Source organism: Streptomyces sp. NRRL B-3229, from assembly GCF_000719505.1.
Classification (GTDB): Bacteria; Actinomycetota; Actinomycetes; order Streptomycetales; family Streptomycetaceae; genus Streptomyces; species Streptomyces griseorubiginosus.
The window spans coordinates 92,815-114,689 of sequence record NZ_JOGP01000012.1 but is presented as its reverse complement, the minus strand read 5'-3'; the positions used below and the strand labels follow the sequence as shown (position 1 = coordinate 114,689).

Here is a 21,875-nt window from a genome sequence, read left to right as displayed (position 1 = left end):
CCGCCCCGGCACGCGGCAGCTGCCCCGGACGGGGTTCACACCGATGGCCCCCGGTGCGACGCTGTGATCATGAGCCGTATCGAAGCGCGTCGCGATGAAGACACAGCGGTCACCGGCAACCTCGTCGACCGTCTGCTGAGTGGTCTGCCCGCCGAGACCGTTCTGGTCGACACGGACGTCACGGCCTCCTACGCCCACGACATGGCGAGCTTCTGCCCGGCCGGCACCCCGGCCGTGGTCGTACTGCCGCGCACCGTCGAGCAGGTTCAGCACGTCATGCGCGTCGCCACCGAGCTGCGCGTCCCGGTCGTCCCGCAGGGCGCCCGCACGGGCCTGTCGGGCGGGGCCAACGCCTCCGACGGCTGCATCGTGCTGTCCCTGACGAAGATGGACCGGATCCTGGAGATCAACCCGGTCGACCGGATCGCCGTCGTCGAACCGGGAGTCGTCAACGCGGCCCTCTCCCGCGCGGTCGACGAACTCGGCCTCCACTACCCGCCGGACCCCTCCAGCTGGGAGATGTGCACGATCGGCGGCAACATCGGCACCGCCTCCGGCGGACTGTGCTGCGTGAAGTACGGGGTGACGGCGGAGTACGTCCTCGGCCTGGACGTCGTCCTCGCCGACGGACGGCTCATGTCCACGGGCCGCCGTACCGCGAAGGGGGTCGCCGGATACGACCTGACCCGCCTCTTCGTCGGCTCCGAGGGCTCGCTCGGGATCGTCGTCAAGGCGACCCTGGCACTGAAGCCGCAGCCGCCCGAGCAGCTGGTGCTGGCCGCGGAGTTCGCCTCGGGGGCCGCCGCCTGCGACGCGGTGTGCCGGATCATGGAGGGCGGGCACGTGCCGTCCCTCCTCGAACTGATGGACCGGACGACGGTCAGGGCCGTCAACGACCTCGCGCACATGGGACTCCCGGAGTCCACCGAAGCCCTGCTGCTGGCCGCCTTCGACACCACGGACCCGGCGGCCGACCTCGCCGCCCTCGGCGCGCTGTGCGAGGCGGCGGGCGCCACCCAGGTCGTCCCGGCCGAGGACTCCGCCGAGTCCGAACTGCTGCTCCAGGCCCGCAGGCTGTCCCTCACCGCGCTCGAGGCCGTCAAGGGCACCACGATGATCGACGACGTGTGCGTGCCGCGCTCCCGGCTCGCCGAGATGCTCGAAGGGACCGAGCGGATCGCCGAGAAGTACCGGCTCACCATCGGTGTCGTCGCCCACGCGGGGGACGGCAACACCCACCCCACGGTCTGCTTCGACGCCGCCGACGCGGACGAGTCCCGGCGGGCCCGGGAGTCCTTCGACGAGATCATGGCCCTCGGCCTGGAACTCGGCGGCACGATCACCGGGGAGCACGGGGTGGGCGTCCTGAAGAAGGAGTGGCTCGCGCGCGAGATCGGCCCGGTGGGGGTGGAGATGCAGCGGGCGGTGAAGGGTGTCTTCGACCCGCTGGGCATCCTGAACCCCGGCAAGCTGTTCTGAGGCCGCGCGCCCCGGCTCACTCCCCGTCCTTGGACTCGTCGCCCGGCCAGGGGTCGCAGAGCCAGAGGTCGTCGGCCGGGGTGGGGGTCAGCAGCTCGGCCAGGGCGTCGTCGAGCCCGAGCTGCTCCCCCTCGGTGCCCGGCGGGACCGCCCTCAGCGTGCGCTCCAGCCAGGCCGAGACCTGCGCGGCCGGGGCCTCCAGGAGGGCGTCGCCGTCGGGGGAGCTCAGCGCCATCAGCACCAGGCCGCGGCCGGCGCTCTTCGTCGGCCACACCCGTACGTCCCCGTGCCCGCACGGGCGGAAGACCCCCTCCACGAGGAGTTCGCGGGCGAAGGTCCAGTGCACGGGATGGTCCGAGCCGATGTGGAAGGTGACGTGGACGGCGAAGGGGTCGTCGCTGCGGTAGCTCAGCCGGGCCGGGACCGGGATGCTGCGCTCGGGCGACAGGATCAGGTTGAGCTCCAGTTCGCGCTCCACCACGGTGTGGTGCATGTCGTTCGTTCCTCTCTCGGCTCTGACGCGGGTCCTGCGGTGGGCCCGTACGAGGGAGAGGGGGCAGGGGCGGGGATCATTACGCGGGTTCGGCGAACTTTTTTCCGGCAGCCGCGGCCCGGTGCCGCGACCGGTAGCACGTGCGGTCTCCGGTCGTGCGCAAAAGGGGTGGGTCCGGTGGGACTGGCGGTGGGTCCTGCGCCGGTCTGATAGATGTGGACCCCCCTCCATTGACCTCCGAGCAGATACGGGACGACGGACATGAGCGCCCCAACCCCGGCACCCGGTGACGACAGGCCCCGTGAGGGCTACTACCCGGACCCGTCCATTCCTGGATATGTCCGTTACTGGAACGGCGCTTCCTGGGTGCCGGGCACCAGCCGTCCCGCCCCGGCGGCAGGCGAACCGCTCGCACCCCCGCAGGGTTCCGGCCCGGCCCCCGCTCCGGTCGAGGAGACCGGCCCGCACTTCTTCGACGAGGACCCGGCGGAGGACACCGGCCACGCCGGCGCCCAGCGCGCCGACCGGCCCGAACCCGCGTCCGCGTGGACCGCCGACCGGGCCCACCAGGCGGGCTTCGGCGGCGACCAGGACCGCCGGGTGTCGTGGGGGTCCCCGCAGGCGGCCGCACCGGCTCAGCAAGGCGGCCGGCAGGGCGTACCCCAGCAGGGTGGTCCGCAGGGCGGCCCGCAGGGGGTCGACCCGAGGGTGGTGGCCGGTCCCGGTCGGCCCGGTGACGGGTCCACGCCCGCCCAGCCCGACGGTCACGCCACCCGTACCGACGGCACCGCGACGATCCCGCCCGCCGAGCCGGACGAGGACGGCGGCACCCGGGTCTTCCGCAGGCCCACCGCGCCTGCGCCCGACGCCGACGACGGCACCATGACGTTCCGCGCGCTCTCCCCGCGCACACCGCAGCAGGGCGGGGGTCCCGGGGCGCAGAGCGGAAGCACGCCCGGACCCGCGTATTCCGGCCCCACGGCCCAGGGCGGCGCCCACGGCACCCCGGCCCCCGACCCCGACGCCCCCGGTTTCGGGGCCGGCAAGGCCGCCGCCGAGCGGGCCGCCTCCGCCGCGGCCACGGCCCTCTCCGGCCCCCAGCAGTCCGCCCCCGCCGCCGGCCCCCGGACGGCGCCTCCGGGCGTGCCCCTGCAAGGAGGACAGCCGCAGGGGGCCGTCCAGCAGGGAGCCGTCCAGCCGGGGGCCGTGCAGCAGGGGGCCGTGCAGCCGGGGGCCGTGCAGCAGGGTGCGGCACCGCAGGGACTCCCGCCGCAGGCCGCCGGTCCCGTGAGCGCCACGCCCATGAGCGCAGGACCCGGTGGCGGTCAGCCCTCCTGGGCCCAGCAGGTGCACCGGCTCGCCGGACCCGACGAGGAGCAGCCGGCGCCCTGGAAGCCGCCGGTGGAGGACATCTTCCAGGCGGCCGCCCGGCGTCAGGCCGCCGCGCGCCCCGCGGCCCTGGGCAAGCGCCTGGCCGCCCGTCTCCTCGACACCCTGGTGGTCGGCGCGGTGACCGCCGTGGCCGCCGTCCCGCTCGGCACCAGGGCCGCCGACCACATCAGCGACAAGGTGGACGCGGCCAAGCTCTCCGGCGAGACCGTGACGGTCTGGCTGCTGGACGGCACCACGTCGGTCTACCTCGCGATCGTGGTCGCCGTCCTCCTGGTCGCCGGCACCCTCTACGAAGCACTGCCCACCGCCAAGTGGGGCCGCACGCTCGGCAAGAAGCTGTTCGGCCTGGAGGTGCGGGACATCGAGGCCCACGAGCCGCCGTCCTTCGGCACGTCGCTGCGCCGCTGGCTCGTGTACAGCGTGCCGGGCCTGCTCGGCGTCGGTCTCGTGGGTGTCCTGTGGTGCCTGTTCGACCGGCCGTGGCACCAGTGCTGGCACGACAAGGCGGCGCATACGTTCGTGGCGGGCTGAGGGGGTACCGCGAACGGCGTACCGGATTCGGTACTCCGGACGGCCGCTCGCCGGATGCGGAGCCGGGGGGTTCGCGGTCCACTCGGGCCATGAGCAGTGAACCGCCTCCCGGCTCCGGCCAGCAGCCGCCGGACGACGACCCGTTCAGGAAGCAGCCCCCGCCTGCCGAGGGCTCGGGATCGCCGTACAACGCCCCGCCGCCACCGTCGTACGGCGGAAGCGGAAACCCCTCCGGCGGTGGCCCGTACGGCGGCGGAAGCCCCTCCGGGGGCGGTGGCCCGTACGGCGCCGGTGACCCGTACGGCGGCGGTCCGGCCGACCCGCTGGCCGGCATGCCCCCGCTGGCCCCCAGCGGCCGGCGCACGCTCGCCCGCATCATCGACATGATCCTGGTGGGCATCGTCGTCTGGCTGATCACGTGGGGCTTCGGGGTGAGCGAGTACGACGTCAGCAGCGACAACATGCAGGTCGGCAAGTCGCTCGCCCAGTCGGCGCTCGCGGCGGTGCTCTACATCGCCTACGACACCGTCCTGATCACCCGGTCCGGGCAGACGCTCGGCAAGAAGTGGCTCGGGATGCGGGTGGCGAACCTCGACAACGGCTCCACGCCCTCCGTGCAGAGCACGCTGACCCGCTCGGCGGTGCTGTGGATCCCGTTCGCGTTCTGCTGCGCCTGCGTCTGGACCGCGATCTCGGGTGGCTGGAGCTACTTCGACAAGCCCTACAAGCAGGGCCTGCACGACAAGGCGGCCAAGACGGTGGTGGTCACGACCTGACCCGGCGGGTGCCGGTCGTCCTGCCGGGCCGGCGGCACCCGGTGCTCACCCGACCGCGCGCTCCGGTCCGACCCCACCTACCCGGGGGTCGGACCGGAGCGCGCGGTGCGGTGACAGGGCGTTCAGGCCCCGGTCGAAGGGGTGTTCAGGCCGCGGTCTTGGAGCTCGTGGCCCCGGCCGGTACGGGCTCCTCGGCCCGCTGCTCGGCGGGCTTGCGGAGCGCGACCACGCGGGACTTGGGCCGGGGCACCGTCAGGGCCACCAGCAGGCCGAGGGCGAGCGCCGAGACGGCGATGACCGCTGTCCCCACGGCCGAACTCGTCTGTGACAGCAGCAGCATGGCGAGCGTCGAGAAGATGACGGTGATCGAACCGTAGGCGAGCTGTGCGGCGGTCGGACGAGGCATGGCAATCGGTCCTCGGAATTGGGGATCCACGGGGGGTGTCGGCCTGGCATTCCGCCGACATCCGGGCGTTCCGCCAATCGACTCTAATCGGCTGTGTGCCCGAGTGGAACGAGCAGTAAGCGTGACCTAACGAACAGTGCCGGAGCACAGGGGGCGCACGGAGTCATGGCGTCCACCAAGTGGACATCTGTGCGCGCCTGTTCTGTTGCGGTCATGTGTCCGCAATGCGAACACCACCTCCCAATAATGCACTTGACGGGTCCAAGTCAAGATCTGTCTTTTCTCGTCAACCTTTAGTCAAATACCGATCACTTGCCTGGATAGGGGAGAGGTACAAGTGACGGACAGATCCTGGACGTTCAGGACCGCCGCGACGGTCGTGGCGATAGCCGCGGCCTCGGCCACGTTCTCGACGTTCGCCGTGGCGCAGGCCGCGGAGAAGCCCGCGGGCACCCCCGCGGTGGACCGGCAGGACCCGCAGCCTGCCAAGGCCAAGGAGCACGACTTCGACGGCCCGTACAGCCGCACGCAGGACGCGCAGCGTGAGGAGGCCCTCCAGCAGGTCATCGCCGGCCAGGCGACGGTCAAGGAGAAGAACGGCTCGAAGGTCGTCCAGCTCAAGGGCCGCAAGGGCGGCAGCAAGTACGTCGAGCTCGGCCGCGAGAAGACCGACAAGATCTTCACGATCCTCGTCGAGTTCGGCGACCAGGTCGACCCCCGCTACGGCGGCACGCCCGGACCGCTGCACAACCGCATCGAGGCGCCGGACCGCAAGACCAACAACAGCACCGACTGGCAGGCCGACTTCGACCGGGCCCACTACCAGGACCTGTACTTCGGCAAGGGCAACGCCACGCTCAAGTCGTACTACGAGAAGCAGTCCTCGGGCCGCTACTCGGTCGACGGCGAGGTCACCGACTGGGTCAAGGTTCCCTACAACGAGGCCCGTTACGGCTCCAACGACGCCGCGACCGGTGCCTGGTACGCGGTCCAGGACGGCGTGAACGCCTGGGTCGCGCAGCGCGAGGCCGCCGGTGACACGGCCGCCGAGATATCCGCGGAGCTGGCCGAGTTCGACCAGTGGGACCGCTACGACTACGACGGCGACGGCAACTTCAACGAGCCCGACGGCTACATCGACCACTTCCAGATCGTGCACGCCGGCGAGGACGAGTCCGCGGGCGGCGGCGCGCAGGGCGAGGACGCCATCTGGGCGCACCGCTGGTACGCCTTCGGCACCGACAAGGGCGTCACCGGCCCCGACACCAACAAGCGCGGCGGCACCGAGATCGGTGACACCGGCGTCTGGGTCGGCGACTACACCATCCAGCCGGAGAACGGCGGCCTGGGTGTCTTCGCCCACGAGTACGGCCACGACCTCGGCCTGCCCGACGAGTACGACACCTCCGGCGGCGGCGAGAACTCCACCGGCTTCTGGACGCTGATGTCGTCCGGCTCCTGGCTCGGCACGGGCAAGGACGCGATCGGTGACCTGCCGGGTGACATGAACGCCTGGGACAAGCTTCAACTGGGCTGGCTGGACTACGAGGTGGCCAAGGCCGGCAAGCGGTCCCACCACAAGCTGGGCGTCGCGGAGTACAACACCAAGGACCCGCAGGCCCTCGTGGTCCAGCTGCCGAAGAAGCCGGTCACCACCGAGGTGACCGCCCCGGCGCAGGGTGCCACCCAGTGGTGGAGCGACACCGGCGACGACCTCGAGAACACCCTGACCCGCACGGTCGACCTCACCGGTAAGTCCGCCGCCTCCCTCACCCTCGACGGCTGGTGGGACATCGAGCAGGACTACGACTACCTGTACGCCGAGGTCTCCAGCGACGGCGGCGCCAACTACACCCCGCTCGACGGCACGTTGGCCGACGGCACCGCCATTCCGCGGGACGGCAGCGGCAAGCCGGCCCTCACCGGCTCGGTCGCGGCGTACCAGAAGCTGACCTACCCGCTGAACGCCTACGCGGGCAAGAAGGTCAGCCTGCGCTTCCGTTACGCCACCGACGGCGGCACGTCCCTCAAGGGCTTCGCGGCCGACGAGATCACGCTGACCGCGGACGGCTCGGTGCTCTTCTCGGACAACGCGGAGAGCGCGGACACCGCCTGGACGGCGAAGGGCTTCCGCCGGGTCGGCGCGTCCTTCACCGACGAGTACGCGCAGTACTACATCGCCGAGAACCGCCAATACGTGTCGTACGACAAGGTGTTGAAGGTCGGCCCGTACAACTACGGCTTCTCGACGACCCGTCCGGACTGGGTGGAGCACTACGCCTACCAGAACGGCCTGTTGATCTGGAAGTGGGACACCTCCCAGAAGGACGACAACACCAGCGCGCACGCGGGCCGGGGTCTGATCCTGCCGATCGACTCGCACCCGACCGCGCTGAAGTGGTCCGACGGCACGCTGATGCGCAACCGCATCCAGGCCTACGACTCGACCTTCAGCTGGTACCCGACGGACGGCATCACGCTCCACAAGGCCGACGTCGCGACGAAGATCAAGTCCCAGCCCGGTGTCCCGGTCTTCGACGACGGACGCTCGACGTACTACGACGAGACCAACCCGCTCGCGGGCGTCAAGATCACTGACACCAACACCCGGATCACGATCGTGAAGGAGCCCCTGAACGGCTCGACGATCACCCTCCAGGTCGGACCTTCGGCCAAGAAGAAGTAAAACCGCAGGTCAGAAGCGTATCGGCGGCAACCCCTGGCGGGTTGCCGCCGATCGTGTTTAGGTGCGTGCTGTGACTTCCTTATTGACACCGACGCACACGGGGGTGTGACTGCATGGCCGCAGGAGGTTTCTGCAAGCTGCCGAACGGCACCGTGGTGGTGGCACTGAACCTGCCCCGCCCGCCCGCCGCCGGCTGCGGCAGCATGCGGGTGCTCGTCCACGCCCAGAACCGGGCGCGCGCCTTGACCAGGCTGCGCAACCTGGGGCTGCGCGCGGTCTACCTGCGGGGCAACGCGGCGCCCCCGAGCCCCGACGAGATCACGGCCGTACTGCATCATCCGGACGGCCTCATATGGCGTACCGCCCCTGACAACGCTGTCTCGGGCGGTCCCGAGCTCGTCCAGGAGCTGTGGCACCCGATCAGGATGCTGAGGAGGTCGGCGGCGGCCTGACCGGGCCCCCGACGACCGGGGCCCCCGAGAGCGGCGGCTCTCGGGGGCTCTCGGGGGTCTTGGAGGCCTTTGCGGCCTGAAGGACCGTGGGGTCTGCCACGGGCCTACCGCGGGTCCTGGTCGAACTTCGAGGTGGACCAGCGGTAGCCGAGCACCGCGAGACCGACGCACCAGGCGAGGGCCAGCCATCCGTTGTGGCCGATCTCGGTGCCCAGGAGCAGTCCGCGCAGGGTCTCGATGGCCGGGGTGAAGGGCTGGTACTCGGCGATCGGCTGGAACCAGCCCGGCATCGCGTGGACCGGCACGAACGCGCTGGAGATCAGCGGCAGGAAGATCAGCGGCATGGCGTTGTTGCTCGCCGCCTCCGCGTTGGGGCTGACCAGGCCCATGCCGACCGCGATCCAGGTGAGCGCGGTGGCGAACAGCACGAGCAGCCCGAAGGCCGCGAGCCACTCCAGGGCGGTGGCGTCCGTAGAGCGGAAGCCGACGGCGACCCCCACGGCACCGACCAGGACCACGCTGATCACGGACTGGAGCACGCTGCCCACGACGTGCCCCACGAGCACCGAACCCCGGTGGATCGCCATCGTCCGGAAGCGGGCGATGATGCCCTCGGTCATGTCGTTGGAGACGGAGACCGCGGTCCCGATGGTGGTGGAGCCGATGGTCATCAGCAGCAGGCCCGGGACCAGGTACGCCACGTACGCCGAGCGGCCCGCGCCGGCGCCGCCGATGCCCGCGCTCATGGTGTCGCCGAAGACGTAGACGAAGAGCAGCAACAGCATGATCGGCGTGAGCAGCAGGTTCAGGGTGAGGGAGGGGTAGCGCCGGGCGTGCAGGAGGTTGCGGCGCAGCATGGTGGAGGAGTCGCGGACGGCGAGGGAGAGGGTGCTCATCGGACGGTCTCCTTGGGTTGCCGGGGCAGGTGCGGCTGGTCGTCCCCGCCGGTGAGGGCGAAGAACACGTCGTCGAGGTCGGGGGTGTGCACGGTCAGTTCGTCGGCCTCGACCCCGGCCGTGTCGAGCAGGCCGAGGAGGGAGCGCAGCTCGCGCTGGCTGCCGCCGCTGGGGATCCGGAGCGTCAGCGTCTCGTCGTCCGCGGTCGTCTCGCGCAGGGCGGCGAGGGCGGCCCGGTAGGCCGCCGGGTCGGTGAAGCGGAGCCGGACGTGGCCGCCGGGGACGAGCCGCTTGAGCTCCTCGGCGGTGCCCTGCGCGACGATTCCACCGTCGTGCAGGACCGCGATCCGGTCGGCGAGCTGGTCGGCCTCCTCCAGGTACTGCGTGGTGAGCAGGACGGTGACCCCGCCCGCGACCAGCTCCCGCACGATCTGCCACATGGCGTGCCGGGAGCGCGGGTCGAGTCCGGTGGTGGGCTCGTCGAGGAAGATGATCCGCGGCCCGCCGACCAGGGTCATGGCGATGTCGAGGCGGCGCTTCATCCCGCCGGAGTAGGTGGAGGCGGGCTTCCGGGCCGCCTCCGTGAGGTCGAACCGCTCCAGGAGCTCGGCGGCCACGCGTCGGCCCTCGCTCCGGGAGAGGTGGTGCAGGTCCGCCATCAGGAGCATGTTCTCCTCGCCGGTGATCAGTCCGTCCACGGCCGAGAACTGCCCGGTGACCCCGATGGCGGCCCGTACCGCCTGCGGGTTGCCGGCCAGGTCGTGGCCGCCGACGTGGATGTCTCCGGTGCCGGGGTCGGCGGAGATCAGCGTGGAGAGGATCTTGACGACGGTGGTCTTGCCGGCGCCGTTCGGGCCGAGCAGGGAGAACACCGTGCCCTGCGGGACGGCCAGGTCGACGCCGTCGAGGACGGTCTTGTCGCCGTAGGACTTGCGCAGCCCGTTCGCCGCGATGGCCAGGTCGGTCATGGGGAGTGCTCCTTGTCGGTGTCGGCGTGGGCCGCGAGGACGGCGGCGGCGGTGGCGGTCACAGGGCGCGGGCGGTGATGTCGCCGTGGCTGGTGGTCGCGCGGATGTGCAGGTCGGCGGTGGCGCCGTCGGTGTTCCTGAGCGTGTTGCTGATCCGGCCGTAGCCGGTGCCGGCGTCCAGGGAGGCGGAGGTTCCCCGGGCCGCGTCGACGGAGATGTCGCCCTTCTGGGTGGTCAGCACGGCCGTGCCGCGCACCGCCTCGGCGATCCGGATGTCGCCGCGCTGGGTGCTGATCTCCGCGGGGCCGCCCAGCCGGCCGACCGAGACGTCGCCGTCGGCGGCGGTGAGCCGGACGCTCGCGGCCTCGTCGATCTTGACCGGGCCGTACGCGCCCTCGAAGGTCACGTCGCCGAGCCGTCCGACGGCCCGGAACCCGGCGGCGGCCGCCCTGGCCTCGACGTGGGAGTCCGCGGGCAGCCGGACCGTCACCTCGACGGAGCCGGTGGGGCCGACGTACTGGTTCCTGGCGGCCGGGGCCGCGATCCGCAGGACTCCGTCGTCGTAGGACACCTGGATCTGTTCGGCCGCCTTCACGTCGCGGCTCTTGCCGGCGTCGGCGGGCAGTACCTCGACCGTGGTGTCGGCGCGGTCGGCGGCGATGACCTGGATACGGCCGGCGGGGATGTCGAGGACGGTGCTGACAGGGGTGGTGGTGGCGAAGGTGTGCATCACTGGCTCCAGTGCTCGTTGCTGTTTCCGATAGAGGAAAAGCTACGTTGCGTTCACGGTATCGGCAATAAGCAAGTTGCATGTGTGCACAGTAATGGCAGCTCAGGAGCTACTTTTCATTGCAACGGCCCTGAAGATAATGCAACGTCAGATTGGCAATCGTTGCAATAGAATGGAGATGAACGCTATGCTGAGCCGCCACGGACCACGAAGGAGAACCGCGATGCCGGGAGGCCGACTCACCCAGCAGGAACGGCAGCAGATCGCGCTGGGACTGGCCGACGGGCTCGCCTACGCGGAGATCGCCCGACGCCTGGACCGGCCGACCTCGACCGTCACCCGCGAGGTCATGCGCAACGGCGGCCCCACCGCCTACCGTGCCGACCTCGCCCACCGCGCCACCGAACACCGCGCCCACCGGCGCAGGCAGGCCGCGCCCAGGGGAACGGAGGCGCCCCCGCAGGCGCACGGGCGGGACGCGGACGCGGTGCGGGCGTACGAGGAGACGCTGACCACCGTCTTCATGCAGTCCGGCACGCCCAAGATGATGGCCAGGGTGATGGCCTCGCTCACCCTCAGCGACGAGGGCAGCCTCACCGCGGCCGACCTGGTGGGACGCCTCCAGGTCAGTCCGGCGTCCGTGTCCAAGGCGGTCGCGTTCCTGGAGGGCCAGGGGATGGTCCGGCGGGAGCGCGACGAGCGCCGACGGGAGCGCTATGTCGTCGACGACGAGATCATGTACGAGGCGATGATGGCCAGCGCCCGCTCCACCGCCCAGGTCGCCGAGACCGCACGCCAGGGCGTCCCGGTCCTCGGCTCGGGCACCCCGGCCGCCACCCGCCTGGAGAACATGGCCCGCTTCCTGGACTTCATCTCGGAAAGCATCACCCGCGCCGCCGACCAGGCCCGCGAGGTCCTCCACACCAAGCCGGGGGTACCGAGGCAGGACACCGGGGGTTAGGACGGGTCACCCGGACCACAGGGGTCCGGCCCGCCGCCCCGGTGCGTGTCACACCACCGGCTTGCCCGTGAGCTCCACGCCCGCCTCGCGCAGCTCCTCGATCGCCCGCTCGGTGGTGGCCTCGGCGACGCCCGCGGTCAGGTCGAGCAGGACCTGGGTGCGGAAGCCCTCGCGCGCCGCGTCCAGCGCCGTGGCCCGTACGCAGTGGTCCGTGGCGATCCCGACCACGTCCACCTCAGTGACGTCCCGCGTCCGCAGCCACTCGGCCAGCGTCACGCCGTTCTCGTCGGTGCCCTCGAAACCGCTGTACGCCGCCGAGTACGCCCCCTTGTCGAACACGGCGTCGATGGCGCCGGAGGCCACGGCCGGAGCGAAGTTGGGGTGGAACCCGACCCCTTCGGTGCCGGCGACACAGTGCGCGGGCCAGGAGTGCACGAAGTCGGGGTTGTCGGCGAAGTGACCGCCGGGCGCGATGTGGTGGTCCCGGGTGGCCACCACGTGCTGGTAGCCGGAGCCCGCCGCCTGTCCGATCAGTTCGGTGACGGCGGCGGCCACGTCGGCGCCGCCGGCCACCGCGAGACTGCCCCCCTCGCAGAAGTCGTTCTGCACGTCGACGACGATCAAGGCGCGGCGCATGGTGGGTGTCCTTCGACTGGTGAGTGAACTTATGAGCCTAGAGACTGCGGGCACCCGGCGGGAGGGGGCATGGCCGGGCGCGTTCGGTACGACAGCCGCCGGGCCCGTCCGGCGGATCACGCCGGCGTCGTGCGGGCCGGCGCACCGAGCTGCCGTGTTGTCGTCGCTTGCCGGATCCGCCGTGCCCGGACGACCTCGTGGGGGAGCCGGCCCGATCGGCCGGACAGACTCTAGCTACCCGTGCGCCCGGTGACGTACTCCGTCGGAAGGACGGGTTCCCCGCGCGACAACTGGGTCGCCGACAACGGCAGGTTGGCCCGCGCGGCCGCGTGCCGGTCCCGTACGACGTCCAGCGGCTCCCGTGCGACGACCTCGCCGCCCTTGACCAGCTCGACGAGCAGCTGCCGGTCCGCGAGCGCGGGCGGCACCGCTCCGGTGCCCACCACCTCGGCCTCCGCGATCCCCTCCGCGTCCAGCCGCCGCGCGGCCCACTTGCGGCCGCCGACCGAGCTCTTGCCGCCGGAGGACTTCTTCGCGACCGGGATCAGCGGCGCCTTCGGGTCGTCGGACTCGGCCCGCGCGACCAGCTTGTAGACCATCGACGCGGTCGGGTGCCCGGACCCGGTCACCAGCTGGGTGCCGACGCCGTAAGCGTCCACCGGGGCCACGGCCAGCGAGGCGATGGCGTACTCGTCAAGGTCGGAGGTGACGATGATCCGCGTCCCCTTCGCGCCCAGCTCGTCCAGCTGCTGCCGCACCCGGTGCGCGACCAGCAGCAGATCGCCGGAGTCGATGCGCACGGCCCCCAGCTCGGGCCCGGCCACCTCGACGGCCGTACGGACCGCCTCGGTGACGTCGTACGTGTCGACGAGCAGGGTGGTGCCGCGGCCCAGCGAGTTCACCTGGGCCTGGAAGGCGTCCCGCTCCCGGTCGTGCAGGAGGGTGAAGGCGTGGGCGGAGGTGCCGACGGTGGGGATGCCGTAGCGGAAGCCGGCGGCGAGGTCGGAGGTGGTGGCGAAGCCGCCGACGTAGGCGGCGCGGGAGGCGGCGACCGCGGACAGCTCGTGGGTGCGGCGGGCGCCCATCTCGATGAGGGGCCGGTCCCCGGCGGCCGAGGACATCCGGGAGGCGGCCGCGGCTATCGCGGAGTCGTGGTTGAGGATCGACAGGATGACGGTCTCCAGGAGCACGCACTCGGCGAAGGAGCCCTCCACCCGCATGATCGGCGAGCCCGGGAAGTACACCTCGCCCTCCGGGTAGCCCCAGATGTCCCCGCCGAAGCGGTAGGAGCCGAGCCAGTCGAGGGTCTCCTCGTCGACGATGTCCCGCTCCCGCAGGAAGCCGATGACGTCCGCGTCGAAGCGGAAGTTCTCCACCGCGTCGAGCACCCGGCCGGTGCCCGCGACGACGCCGTAGCGCCGCCCGTCCGGCAGCCGGCGGGTGAAGACCTCGAACACGCTCCGCCGTTCGGCGGTACCCGCCTTCAGGGCGGCCTGCACCATCGTGAGCTCGTACTGGTCCGTGAAGAGCGCCGTCGAGGGAACGTCCACCGGCAGCCCAAGGTCCGCTGTGTTCATAACAACGGATGCTACCCCACTTCGCGTCAGTGTGACGATTTATGGTGCCCGTGGCAGCATGGGCCGTGTGACGTCACCCGCTCCCGTAGAGATCGAACGCACCGAGTCGGCGGAGGAGGTCTTCGCCGTACCCGAGCCGGACGTCCCCTGGGTCACGATCGTGCACAACGACCCCGTCAACCTCATGAGCTACGTGACCTACGTCTTCCAGACGTACTTCGGGTACTCGAAGGACAAGGCCACCAAGCTCATGATGGACGTCCACCACAAGGGCCGGGCGGTCGTCTCCAGCGGCAGCCGCGAGGAGATGGAACGCGACGTGCAGGCGATGCACGGATACGGCCTGTGGGCCACCCTCCAGCAGGACCGGAAGTAGCGCGTCCACTCCGTGCGCGCCCTCTGGAACCGCCCCGGCGTCCCGGAAGCCTGCGCACGCGAGGCCGCTCCCGCCCTCGGGGCCTTACGGCCGCCCCCGCCGCCTCATGTCCGTCTCGCGACCGGCCGCACCGGACCCCGCCCGACCCCGTTCGACCTCGTTCGAACTCGCCCGACCCCGTCCGCGAAGCACCCGCCCCACCCGGCCGACCCGATCCCCGAGGACACTCCCTGATGCCAGGAACCTTCGAACCGATCCCCGGCGGCGGCGCGGCCGTCGCCCTCGACGAGGTCGAGATCTCCATCATCCGGTCGCTGGCCGTCCAGCTCCTCGAACTCATCGGGCCGGGGCCCGCCGAGGACGCCCCCGACGACCCGCTCGCCGAGCTCTTCGCCGAGGGGCCGAGCGAGCCGCCCTCCGACCCGGTGCTCAAGCGGCTGTTCCCGGACGCCTACAGCGACCCCGAGGGCACCCCGGAGGCCGCGGCTGCCGAGGAACAGCGGGCGTACTCCTCGGAGTTCCGCCGCTACACCGAGAACGACCTGCGGGCCGGCAAGCGCGAGAACGCCCTCGCGGTGGTCCGCACCCTGGACGCGCTCCAGGTCGCGGGCGACGGGGGTGCGGTCCTCAAGCTGTCGACCGACGAGTCCCGGCAGTGGCTCGGCGCCCTCAACGACCTGCGCCTCGCGATCGGCTCCCGCCTCGACATCACCGACGAGGAGGACACCGACCTCCTCTACCGGCTCCCGGACGAGGACCCGCGCAAGCCCATGGTGATGGCCTACCTCTGGCTCGGCGGCCTCCAGGAGACCCTCGTGACGACCCTTATGCCGTGAGATGTGACGGTTCTGTGCTCGCTCAGAGGACGCTCAAATCCGGATAACGATCACGTCACCACGCTGACGGCTTTCGTTCCGTCCCCGCGCCCTTTGTCCGCTTCTCCCTGTGCTCTGCGCCACATCGCGCCCGGGTGATCTCTGTTGCGGCCGTGATAAATCTTCACGACCGCCCGGCCGGACACCACCCTTATGTTCGCCCGGGTGCGCCACAGCGCCGGTAACCACCGGCCTGGCACCACTCCATCAATCCGGGGGGATCGAAACCCGATCCGTGGCCGACCAGAGGCCCGGTTCGGCATGGAGAAAGGCGCACCACACGTATGACCTCCGAGAAGGCACCCGAAGAGGGGTACGAGCGCGGACTCGGCAGCCGTCAGGTCCAGATGATCGCGATCGGCGGCGCCATCGGCGTCGGGCTCTTCCTCAACGCCGGGGCGAACATCGCCAAGGCCGGTCCCAGTCTCATCCTGATGTACGCCCTCGCGGGCGTGATCATCTTCTTCATCATGCGGGCCCTCGGCGAGCTGCTGCTCTACCGTCCGGTCTCCGGCTCCTTCGCGGAGTACTCCCGCGAGTTCCTCGGCCCGTTCTTCGGCTACTTCACCGGCTGGACGTACTGGCTGATGTGGGTCGTCACCGGCATGGCCGAACTGACGGCCGCCGCGATCTACATCCACTACTGGTTCCCGGGCATCCCGCAGTGGGTGACGGCCTTGGTCTTCCTGGTCGTCCTGTTCACGGCGAACCTGATCTCGGTGAAGCTGTTCGGCGAGATCGAGTTCTGGGCCTCCATGATCAAGGTCACCGCCCTCATCGGCATGATCGTGATCGGCCTCGGCGTCCTCACCTTCGGCTTCAGCGACGCCGGTGACACCGCCGCCGTCTCCAACCTGTGGGAGTTCGACGGCTTCTTCCCCAACGGCATCGGCTCGTCCCTGATGACCTTGCAGGGCGTCATGTTCGCCTACCTCGCCGTCGAGCTCGTCGGTGTCACCGCGGGCGAGTCCGAGAACCCCGAGAAGACGCTCCCCAAGGCCATCAACACCCTCCCGTGGCGGATCGCCCTCTTCTACGTCGGCGCGCTCACCGTCATCCTCTGCGTCGTGAAGTGGACCGAGTTCGCCCCCGGCGTCTCCCCGTTCGTCGAGGCCTTCGCGAAGATCGGCATCCCGGCGGGCGCCGGCATCGTCAACTTCGTGGTCCTGACCGCGGCCCTGTCGTCCTGCAACTCCGGCATGTACTCCACCGGCCGCATGCTGCGGAACCTGGCCGACAGCGGCGAGGCCCCCACCGTCTTCGGCAGGCTCTCCTCCACCAAGACGCCCGCGCTGGGCATCACCGTCTCGGTGGCCTTCATGGGCATCGGCGTGGTCCTGAACTACGTCGTCCCGGAGAAGGCGTTCGCCTACGTCACCTCGGTGGCGGTCGGCGCCGGCATCTGGACCTGGCTCATGATCCTCGTCAGTCACGTCCGCTACCGGCGCGCGGTCGAGGCGGGACGCCTGCCCGCCTCGTCCTTCCCGGCGCCGGGCGGCTCGGTGGGCTCATGGATCGCCATCGTGTTCCTGCTCTTCGTGACCGGCCTGATCATGAAGGACTCCGAGTCCCGGATCAGCCTGTACGTGCTCGCCGTGTGGGCGGTCGCCCTCGGCGTCGGCTGGGTCGTGCTGAAGGCCCGGAACCCGCAGGTCGCGGACCGGCAGAAGCCGGAGCTCGAGAAGGTCTCCGGCTAGGGAACGTCCCGGCACGTCCGGCATATGGGCTGCCCCGTACCACTCCTCGGTACCGGGCAGCCCTTCTGCTTATCCTGACCACCATGCTGACCATCACCCAGGCCCTCGTGGACCAGATCGTCGCGCACGCCCGCAAGGACCACCCCGACGAGGCGTGCGGAGTCGTCGCGGGCCCGGCCGGCTCGGACCGCCCGGAGCGCTTCATCCCGATGCTCAACGCGGCGATGTCCCCGACCTTCTACGAGTTCGACTCCGGCGACCTCCTCAAGCTCTACCGGGAGATGGACGACCGCGACGAGGAGCCGGTGATCGTCTACCACTCCCACACCGCGACCGAGGCCTACCCCTCCCGCACCGACATCTCCTACGCCAACGAGCCCGGCGCCCACTACGTCCTGGTCTCCACCGCGGACACCGACGGCCTCGGCGACTTCCAGTTCCGCTCGTACCGGATCGTGGAAGGCGAGGTCACGGAGGAGGAGGTCACGGTCGTCGAGGCCTATTGATCTCCCAACCGCCTACCGATCTCACAGTCCGGTCAGAATCCATCCAGCATGCGAGATCACACTCCGGGACCCGGACCGGGAATCGATACGATGAGCCCATGGTTCTGAACGACGTGAGCGAGAAGGCGCCGAGCATCCTGCTCGTGGCGCGGCTGCACGTCGACCTGTGCAGGCTGAACAGCGCCATCTGTTGACGTTCCCTGCCGCCGTACGGCCGTGAGCCGCGGCGCGCGTCGTCGTGCGCCCACCCGACCAGACACTTCCCGACAGGAGCCCGCAACCATGGCCATCGAGGTCCGCATCCCGACCATCCTCCGCACCTACACCGACGGCCAGAAGGCGGTGGAGGGCAACGGGAACACCCTCGCCGAGCTCTTCGCCGACCTCGAGACCCGGCACGCGGGCGTCCAGGCCCGCATCGTGGACGGCGGTGAGCTGCGCCGCTTCGTCAACGTCTACCTGAACGACGAGGACGTCCGCTTCCTCGACGGGATCAACACCAAGCTCACCGACGGCGACAACGTCACGATCCTGCCGGCCGTGGCCGGCGGCATGGCCTGATCGTCGATGCGTTACGACTCCCCGCTGGCCGCGGTGGGCAACACCCCTCTGGTGCGCCTGCCGCGGCTGTCGCCGTCCGCCGACGTCCGCATCTGGGCCAAGCTGGAGGACCGCAACCCCACCGGCTCGGTCAAGGACCGCCCCGCCCTGCACATGATCGAGCAGGCGGAGAAGGACGGCCGGCTGACCCCGGGCTGCACGATCCTGGAGCCCACCTCCGGCAACACCGGCATCTCGCTGGCGATGGCCGCGAAGCTCAAGGGCTACCGGATCGTCTGCGTGATGCCCGAGAACACCTCGCAGGAGCGCCGGGACCTGCTCGCCATGTGGGGCGCCGAGATCATCTCCTCGCCGGCCGCGGGCGGCTCCAACACCGCCGTACGGGTCGCCAAGGAGCTGTCCGCCGAGCACCCCGACTGGGTGATGCTCTACCAGTACGGCAACCCGGACAACGCGGGCGCTCACTACGCCACCACCGGCCCGGAGATCCTCGCCGACCTCCCCTCCATCACCCACTTCGTCGCCGGCCTCGGCACCACCGGCACCCTGATGGGCGTCGGCCGCTACCTGCGCGAGCACAAGCCGGACGTGAAGATCGTCGCCGCCGAGCCGCGCTACGACGACCTGGTGTACGGGCTCCGCAACCTCGATGAGGGCTTCGTACCGGAGCTGTACGACGCCTCCGTCCTCACCACCCGCTTCTCGGTCGGCTCGGCGGACGCGGTCACCCGCACCCGTGAGCTCCTCCAGCAGGAGGGCATCTTCGCGGGCGTCTCCACGGGTGCCGCCCTGCACGCGGCGATCGGCGTCGGCAACAAGGCGCTCAAGGCGGGGGAGTCCGCCGACATCGTCTTCGTGGTGGCCGACGGCGGCTGGAAGTACCTGTCCACGGGCGTCTACACGGCGGCCACGACAGAGGAAGCCATCGAGACCCTCCAGGGCCAGCTCTGGGCGTGACCCGCTGAGGCCTGTCCGCCGGACAGGCCTCAGGTCGCGAGGTGTCTGACCTGGTCCCACAGGACCGGGTCCACCACTCCGGCCTTGCGGCGGAAGTCCCCGACCCGCACCTGACGCAGCTCGTTCGTCTCCAGGAAGCTCGCCCGGCCCCGCGCGTCGCCCACCGAGCCCGGCGGCAACGGGATCACCCCGGCCCGCTCGTCGTGGTACTTGCTGGTGATCTTCGCGACCGTGGCCCGCCGGCCGTGCACGGCCAGCACCAGACAGGGCCGGTCCTTGGCGCCCGACCCGTCCTCGTACGGCACCTGTGCCCACCAGATCTCCGCGGGCCGCGGCCGCACCCCCGTCGAACGCCCGGACGGCCTGGTCGTACGGTCCGCCCGCCCCCGGGGCCGGTGCCCCCGCCCCCAGCCGTCCACGAGCGTGGCGACGAGTCCGAGCAGTATCACCGCCGCGAGCGCGAGCCACCAGGACGTGTCCATGAGGAGACGGTACCGGCGCGCGATCAGCGCCGCGCGCCCTCTGCTCAAGCCGTTAGCGCGGTCACACTCCCTACGCGCCCTTGGTCCAGCCGAACCGGTGACAGCACAGGTGAGTTCGCCCACAACAGCCCTTGGCGGAGGAGCGACCAGAGGTTTTGCGCCTTACGCTCGACGAACCGCACGACCCCCGTCTCCTTCCCAGAAAAGTTTCCCGCCAGCGGAGGTTTCTGCTTTATGAAGCTCACCGTCGTCGGCTGCTCGGGGTCGTTCCCGTCCGCGGAATCGGCCTGCTCGAGCTACCTCGTCGAGGCCGACGGCTTCCGGCTGCTTCTCGACATGGGCAACGGTGCCCTTGGCGAGTTGCAGCGCCACTGCGGTCTCTACGACCTCGACGCGATCTTCCTCAGCCATCTGCACGCCGACCACTGCATCGACATGTGCGCGTACTTCGTCGCGCGCTACTACCGCCACGAAGGCGGCCGCTGCGACCCCATCCCGGTCTACGGCCCCGAAGGCACCGAACACCGCCTGACCACGGCCTACGCCGACACCCCCACCGCCTCCTCCATGAGCGAGGTCTTCGACTTCCACACGGTCAAGCCGTCCACCTTCGACATAGGCCCCTTCACCGTCCACACGGAGCGCGTGGCCCACCCGGTGGAGGCGTACGGCATCCGCGTCGAGCACGGCGGCACGTCGCTCACGTACTCCGGCGACACCGGCCTCAGCCCCGCGCTCACCGAACTCGCCCGCGACACCGACCTGTTCCTGTGCGAGGCCGCCTTCACGCACGGCAAGGAGAACATCCCCGACCTGCACCTCAACGGCCGCGAGGCGGGAGAGACGGCGACCCGGGCAGGCGCCCGCCGCCTGGTCCTCACCCACATCCCCCCGTGGACCGACCCCCAGGTCAACCTCGCCGACGCGCGCGCGGTGTACGACGGCCCGGTGTCCCTGGCGGCGCCGAGACAGTCGTACGACATCTAGCCCCTACGACATGCCGAAGGCCCCCGGAGAGGTTCAGGACTCCGGGGGCCTTCGCACGCGGTGAGGCCGTTCCTACGCCTTGGTGAGATCCTCCAGCTCCTCCTCGGGCTCGCGGCCCGGGGTGGGGAGGTTGAACTTGACGATGGCGAAGCGGAAGACGACGTAGTAGATCGCGCCGAAGGCCAGGCCGACCGGGATCAGCAGCCAGGGCTTGGTGGAGATGCCCCAGTTGATGAAGACGTCGATGAAGCCGGCCGAGAAGCTGAAGCCCATGTGCATGCCGAGCGCCCAGGTGACGGCCATCGAGATCGCGGTGAGGACCGCGTGGATGGCGTAGAGCACCGGCGCGATGAACATGAAGGTGAACTCGATCGGCTCGGTGACACCCGTGAAGAACGAGGTCAGAGCCATCGACATCATCATGCCCAGCACGGCCTTGCGGCGCTCGGGGCGGGCCGAGTGCGCGATCGCGAGGGCGGCGGCCGGCAGGCCGAACATCATGATCGGGAAGAAGCCGGTCATGAACATACCGGCGGTCGGGTCACCGGCGAAGAAGCGGGGCAGGTCGCCGTGGAAGACGGTGCCCGCGGAGTTGGTGTAGTCGCCGATCTGGAACCAGGCCACCGAGTTGACGAACTGGTGCATGCCGATCGGGATCAGCGCGCGGTTGATGAGACCGAAGAGGGCCGAGCCGAAGGAGCCGAGGCCGGTCATCCACTCACCGAAGTTGGTGATGACATTGCCGATGGGCTCCCAGCCCAGGACCACCAGGACACCGAGGACCGTGCCGACGGCGGCCGTGATGATCGGGACGAGACGGCGGCCGTTGAAGAAGCCGAGCCAGTCGACGAGCTTCTTGCGGTGGTAGCGCTGCCACAGGACCGCCGTCAGCAGACCGAGGATGATGCCGCCGAGCACACCCGGGTTCTGGAAGGTCGCGGTCGTCGCTGCCTCGGTGCCCTTCTGCCAGAAGCCGCCGCCGAGGCCGGTCGCCGTGTAGGTCGCGCCCTCGTGCCCGTCCTTGATCGGGTACTGGTGGATCACCGCGTAGTAGGCGAGGAAGCCCACCACCGCCGCCAGCGCCGTCGAGCCGTCGGACTTCTTCGCGAAGCCGATGGCCACGCCTATGCAGAAGAGCAGCGGCAGACCGAAGGAGCTGTCCAGCAGGGCACCGCCGGCACCGGCGAACACCTTCGCCACGTCGGCGTTGATGTGGAACCGCTCCTGCGAGTCCGGCTGCCCCAGACGCAGCAGGATGCCCGCCGCCGGCAGCACGGCGATCGGCAGCTGAAGGCTTCGGCCTACCTTCTGCAGGCCCTGGAACAGGCCTGATCCCCGCTTCTTCGCGGGTGGCGCCGTGGGCGCGGTGGCGGTGCTCATAACGCTTCCTCCATCGGGTGGTCTACACCACTCAGTGGTGTAGACCTGTTGTACACGATGGGGGCGTTATA

At 70.4% G+C, this 21,875-nt stretch carries 23 protein-coding genes; 14 read left to right on the top strand and 9 right to left on the bottom strand.

Annotated features, from left to right (window positions below; genetic code table 11):
* Positions 1-63 precede the first annotated feature (63 nt).
* Positions 64-1,479 (top strand): FAD-binding oxidoreductase, encoded by a 1,416-nt coding sequence (locus IF54_RS0121400; protein WP_030321068.1) that lies wholly within the window; start codon positions 64-66, stop codon positions 1,477-1,479.
* A 16-nt stretch (positions 1,480-1,495) separates the two neighbouring features.
* Here the strand turns inward: IF54_RS0121400 and IF54_RS0121395 are convergent, their stop codons facing one another.
* Entirely contained in the window at positions 1,496-1,972 is a 477-nt protein-coding gene (locus IF54_RS0121395; RefSeq protein WP_030321066.1) for an SsgA family sporulation/cell division regulator, read from the bottom strand.
* Between the two features lie 261 nt (positions 1,973-2,233).
* Here IF54_RS0121395 and IF54_RS0121390 point away from each other — a divergent pair, with 261 nt between their 5' ends.
* Both IF54_RS0121390 and IF54_RS0121385 read left to right on the top strand, forming a co-directional pair.
* A complete protein-coding gene (locus tag IF54_RS0121390; protein WP_078852066.1) occupies positions 2,234-3,895 on the top strand; it encodes an RDD family protein in 1,662 nt (553 codons plus the stop codon).
* A gap of 89 nt (positions 3,896-3,984) precedes the next feature.
* Positions 3,985-4,671 (top strand): RDD family protein, encoded by a 687-nt coding sequence (locus tag IF54_RS0121385; RefSeq protein ID WP_030321063.1) that lies wholly within the window; start codon positions 3,985-3,987, stop codon positions 4,669-4,671.
* Positions 4,672-4,816: 145 nt separating this feature from the next.
* Here the strand turns inward: IF54_RS0121385 and IF54_RS0121380 are convergent, their stop codons facing one another.
* The gene (locus tag IF54_RS0121380; RefSeq protein ID WP_030321062.1) at positions 4,817-5,077 is read right to left on the bottom strand and encodes a hypothetical protein; all 261 of its coding nucleotides are present in this window, start codon (positions 5,075-5,077) and stop codon (positions 4,817-4,819) included.
* A 337-nt stretch (positions 5,078-5,414) separates the two neighbouring features.
* On the opposite strand from IF54_RS0121380, the gene IF54_RS0121375 reads away from it, so the two are divergent.
* A complete protein-coding gene (locus tag IF54_RS0121375; RefSeq protein WP_030321060.1) occupies positions 5,415-7,763 on the top strand; it encodes an immune inhibitor A domain-containing protein in 2,349 nt (782 codons plus the stop codon).
* Between the two features lie 113 nt (positions 7,764-7,876).
* Positions 7,877-8,215: a hypothetical protein gene (locus IF54_RS0121370; protein WP_030321058.1), complete on the top strand. Its 339-nt coding sequence runs from the start codon at positions 7,877-7,879 to the stop codon at positions 8,213-8,215.
* 104 nt (positions 8,216-8,319) lie between these two features.
* Here the strand turns inward: IF54_RS0121370 and IF54_RS0121365 are convergent, their stop codons facing one another.
* From IF54_RS0121365 to IF54_RS0121355, 3 genes are read right to left on the bottom strand one after another with little or no spacing between them, the layout of a single operon-like run.
* A complete protein-coding gene (locus IF54_RS0121365) occupies positions 8,320-9,111 on the bottom strand; it encodes an ABC transporter permease (protein ID WP_030321056.1) in 792 nt (263 codons plus the stop codon).
* Positions 9,108-10,079, bottom strand: a complete 972-nt coding sequence (locus IF54_RS0121360; protein WP_030321054.1) for an ATP-binding cassette domain-containing protein — start codon at positions 10,077-10,079, stop codon at positions 9,108-9,110. The genes IF54_RS0121365 and IF54_RS0121360 overlap by 4 nt, the downstream gene beginning before the upstream one ends.
* A 58-nt stretch (positions 10,080-10,137) precedes the next feature.
* Positions 10,138-10,809 carry a DUF4097 family beta strand repeat-containing protein gene (locus IF54_RS0121355; RefSeq protein WP_030321052.1) on the bottom strand — a complete coding sequence of 224 codons (672 nt, stop codon included), beginning with the start codon at positions 10,807-10,809 and terminating at the stop codon, positions 10,138-10,140.
* A 223-nt stretch (positions 10,810-11,032) separates the two neighbouring features.
* On the opposite strand from IF54_RS0121355, the gene IF54_RS0121350 reads away from it, so the two are divergent.
* Positions 11,033-11,770 (top strand): helix-turn-helix domain-containing protein, encoded by a 738-nt coding sequence (locus tag IF54_RS0121350; RefSeq protein WP_030321050.1) that lies wholly within the window; start codon positions 11,033-11,035, stop codon positions 11,768-11,770.
* Between the two features lie 48 nt (positions 11,771-11,818).
* On the opposite strand, the gene IF54_RS0121345 is transcribed toward IF54_RS0121350, so the two are convergent.
* Positions 11,819-12,406: an isochorismatase family protein gene (locus tag IF54_RS0121345; RefSeq protein WP_030321047.1), complete on the bottom strand. Its 588-nt coding sequence runs from the start codon at positions 12,404-12,406 to the stop codon at positions 11,819-11,821.
* Positions 12,407-12,636: 230 nt separating this feature from the next.
* Complete coding sequence (locus IF54_RS0121340) at positions 12,637-13,983, bottom strand: nicotinate phosphoribosyltransferase (RefSeq protein ID WP_030321045.1); 1,347 nt, start codon at positions 13,981-13,983, stop codon at positions 12,637-12,639.
* A 58-nt stretch (positions 13,984-14,041) separates the two neighbouring features.
* On the opposite strand from IF54_RS0121340, the gene clpS reads away from it, so the two are divergent.
* From clpS to IF54_RS0121305, 7 genes are all read left to right on the top strand, one after another.
* The gene (clpS, locus tag IF54_RS0121335) at positions 14,042-14,359 is read left to right on the top strand and encodes an ATP-dependent Clp protease adapter ClpS (protein WP_020138980.1); all 318 of its coding nucleotides are present in this window, start codon (positions 14,042-14,044) and stop codon (positions 14,357-14,359) included.
* 233 nt (positions 14,360-14,592) lie between these two features.
* Positions 14,593-15,195, top strand: a complete 603-nt coding sequence (locus IF54_RS0121330; RefSeq protein WP_030321044.1) for a DUF2017 domain-containing protein — start codon at positions 14,593-14,595, stop codon at positions 15,193-15,195.
* A gap of 323 nt (positions 15,196-15,518) precedes the next feature.
* Positions 15,519-16,931, top strand: a complete 1,413-nt coding sequence (locus IF54_RS0121325; protein ID WP_030321042.1) for an amino acid permease — start codon at positions 15,519-15,521, stop codon at positions 16,929-16,931.
* Between the two features lie 83 nt (positions 16,932-17,014).
* On the top strand, positions 17,015-17,437 hold the full coding sequence (locus tag IF54_RS0121320; RefSeq protein WP_030321039.1) for a Mov34/MPN/PAD-1 family protein: 423 nt from the start codon (positions 17,015-17,017) through the stop codon (positions 17,435-17,437).
* Positions 17,438-17,535: 98 nt separating this feature from the next.
* Positions 17,536-17,631, top strand: a complete 96-nt coding sequence (locus tag IF54_RS44075) for a putative leader peptide (protein ID WP_020138976.1) — start codon at positions 17,536-17,538, stop codon at positions 17,629-17,631.
* Between the two features lie 88 nt (positions 17,632-17,719).
* Entirely contained in the window at positions 17,720-17,998 is a 279-nt protein-coding gene (locus IF54_RS0121310) for a MoaD/ThiS family protein (protein WP_007382355.1), read from the top strand.
* A gap of 6 nt (positions 17,999-18,004) precedes the next feature.
* Positions 18,005-18,955 carry a PLP-dependent cysteine synthase family protein gene (locus IF54_RS0121305; RefSeq protein ID WP_030321036.1) on the top strand — a complete coding sequence of 317 codons (951 nt, stop codon included), beginning with the start codon at positions 18,005-18,007 and terminating at the stop codon, positions 18,953-18,955.
* 29 nt (positions 18,956-18,984) lie between these two features.
* On the opposite strand, the gene IF54_RS0121300 is transcribed toward IF54_RS0121305, so the two are convergent.
* Entirely contained in the window at positions 18,985-19,437 is a 453-nt protein-coding gene (locus IF54_RS0121300) for a type II toxin-antitoxin system PemK/MazF family toxin (protein ID WP_030321034.1), read from the bottom strand.
* A gap of 234 nt (positions 19,438-19,671) precedes the next feature.
* On the opposite strand from IF54_RS0121300, the gene IF54_RS0121295 reads away from it, so the two are divergent.
* Positions 19,672-20,424 (top strand): MBL fold metallo-hydrolase, encoded by a 753-nt coding sequence (locus tag IF54_RS0121295; RefSeq protein WP_030321033.1) that lies wholly within the window; start codon positions 19,672-19,674, stop codon positions 20,422-20,424.
* Positions 20,425-20,496: 72 nt separating this feature from the next.
* On the opposite strand, the gene IF54_RS0121290 is transcribed toward IF54_RS0121295, so the two are convergent.
* A complete protein-coding gene (locus tag IF54_RS0121290; RefSeq protein ID WP_030321031.1) occupies positions 20,497-21,804 on the bottom strand; it encodes a PTS transporter subunit EIIC in 1,308 nt (435 codons plus the stop codon).
* Between the last annotated feature and the right edge of the window lie 71 nt (positions 21,805-21,875).

Coding starts and splice junctions, on each gene's coding strand:
- IF54_RS0121330 (WP_030321044.1), top strand. CDS start 14,593: ATGCCAGGAACCTTCGAACCGATCCCCGGCGGCGGCGCGGCCGTCGCC.
- IF54_RS0121290 (WP_030321031.1), bottom strand. CDS start 21,804: ATGAGCACCGCCACCGCGCCCACGGCGCCACCCGCGAAGAAGCGGGGA.
- IF54_RS0121365 (WP_030321056.1), bottom strand. CDS start 9,111: ATGAGCACCCTCTCCCTCGCCGTCCGCGACTCCTCCACCATGCTGCGC.
- IF54_RS0121345 (WP_030321047.1), bottom strand. CDS start 12,406: ATGCGCCGCGCCTTGATCGTCGTCGACGTGCAGAACGACTTCTGCGAG.
- IF54_RS0121380 (WP_030321062.1), bottom strand. CDS start 5,077: ATGCCTCGTCCGACCGCCGCACAGCTCGCCTACGGTTCGATCACCGTC.
- IF54_RS0121355 (WP_030321052.1), bottom strand. CDS start 10,809: ATGCACACCTTCGCCACCACCACCCCTGTCAGCACCGTCCTCGACATC.
- IF54_RS0121360 (WP_030321054.1), bottom strand. CDS start 10,079: ATGACCGACCTGGCCATCGCGGCGAACGGGCTGCGCAAGTCCTACGGC.
- clpS (WP_020138980.1), top strand. CDS start 14,042: ATGGGCCGTGTGACGTCACCCGCTCCCGTAGAGATCGAACGCACCGAG.
- IF54_RS0121390 (WP_078852066.1), top strand. CDS start 2,234: ATGAGCGCCCCAACCCCGGCACCCGGTGACGACAGGCCCCGTGAGGGC.
- IF54_RS0121350 (WP_030321050.1), top strand. CDS start 11,033: ATGCCGGGAGGCCGACTCACCCAGCAGGAACGGCAGCAGATCGCGCTG.
- IF54_RS0121340 (WP_030321045.1), bottom strand. CDS start 13,983: ATGAACACAGCGGACCTTGGGCTGCCGGTGGACGTTCCCTCGACGGCG.
- IF54_RS44075 (WP_020138976.1), top strand. CDS start 17,536: ATGGTTCTGAACGACGTGAGCGAGAAGGCGCCGAGCATCCTGCTCGTG.
- IF54_RS0121310 (WP_007382355.1), top strand. CDS start 17,720: ATGGCCATCGAGGTCCGCATCCCGACCATCCTCCGCACCTACACCGAC.
- IF54_RS0121370 (WP_030321058.1), top strand. CDS start 7,877: ATGGCCGCAGGAGGTTTCTGCAAGCTGCCGAACGGCACCGTGGTGGTG.
- IF54_RS0121295 (WP_030321033.1), top strand. CDS start 19,672: ATGAAGCTCACCGTCGTCGGCTGCTCGGGGTCGTTCCCGTCCGCGGAA.
- IF54_RS0121385 (WP_030321063.1), top strand. CDS start 3,985: ATGAGCAGTGAACCGCCTCCCGGCTCCGGCCAGCAGCCGCCGGACGAC.
- IF54_RS0121300 (WP_030321034.1), bottom strand. CDS start 19,437: ATGGACACGTCCTGGTGGCTCGCGCTCGCGGCGGTGATACTGCTCGGA.
- IF54_RS0121320 (WP_030321039.1), top strand. CDS start 17,015: ATGCTGACCATCACCCAGGCCCTCGTGGACCAGATCGTCGCGCACGCC.
- IF54_RS0121395 (WP_030321066.1), bottom strand. CDS start 1,972: ATGCACCACACCGTGGTGGAGCGCGAACTGGAGCTCAACCTGATCCTG.
- IF54_RS0121325 (WP_030321042.1), top strand. CDS start 15,519: ATGACCTCCGAGAAGGCACCCGAAGAGGGGTACGAGCGCGGACTCGGC.
- IF54_RS0121305 (WP_030321036.1), top strand. CDS start 18,005: ATGCGTTACGACTCCCCGCTGGCCGCGGTGGGCAACACCCCTCTGGTG.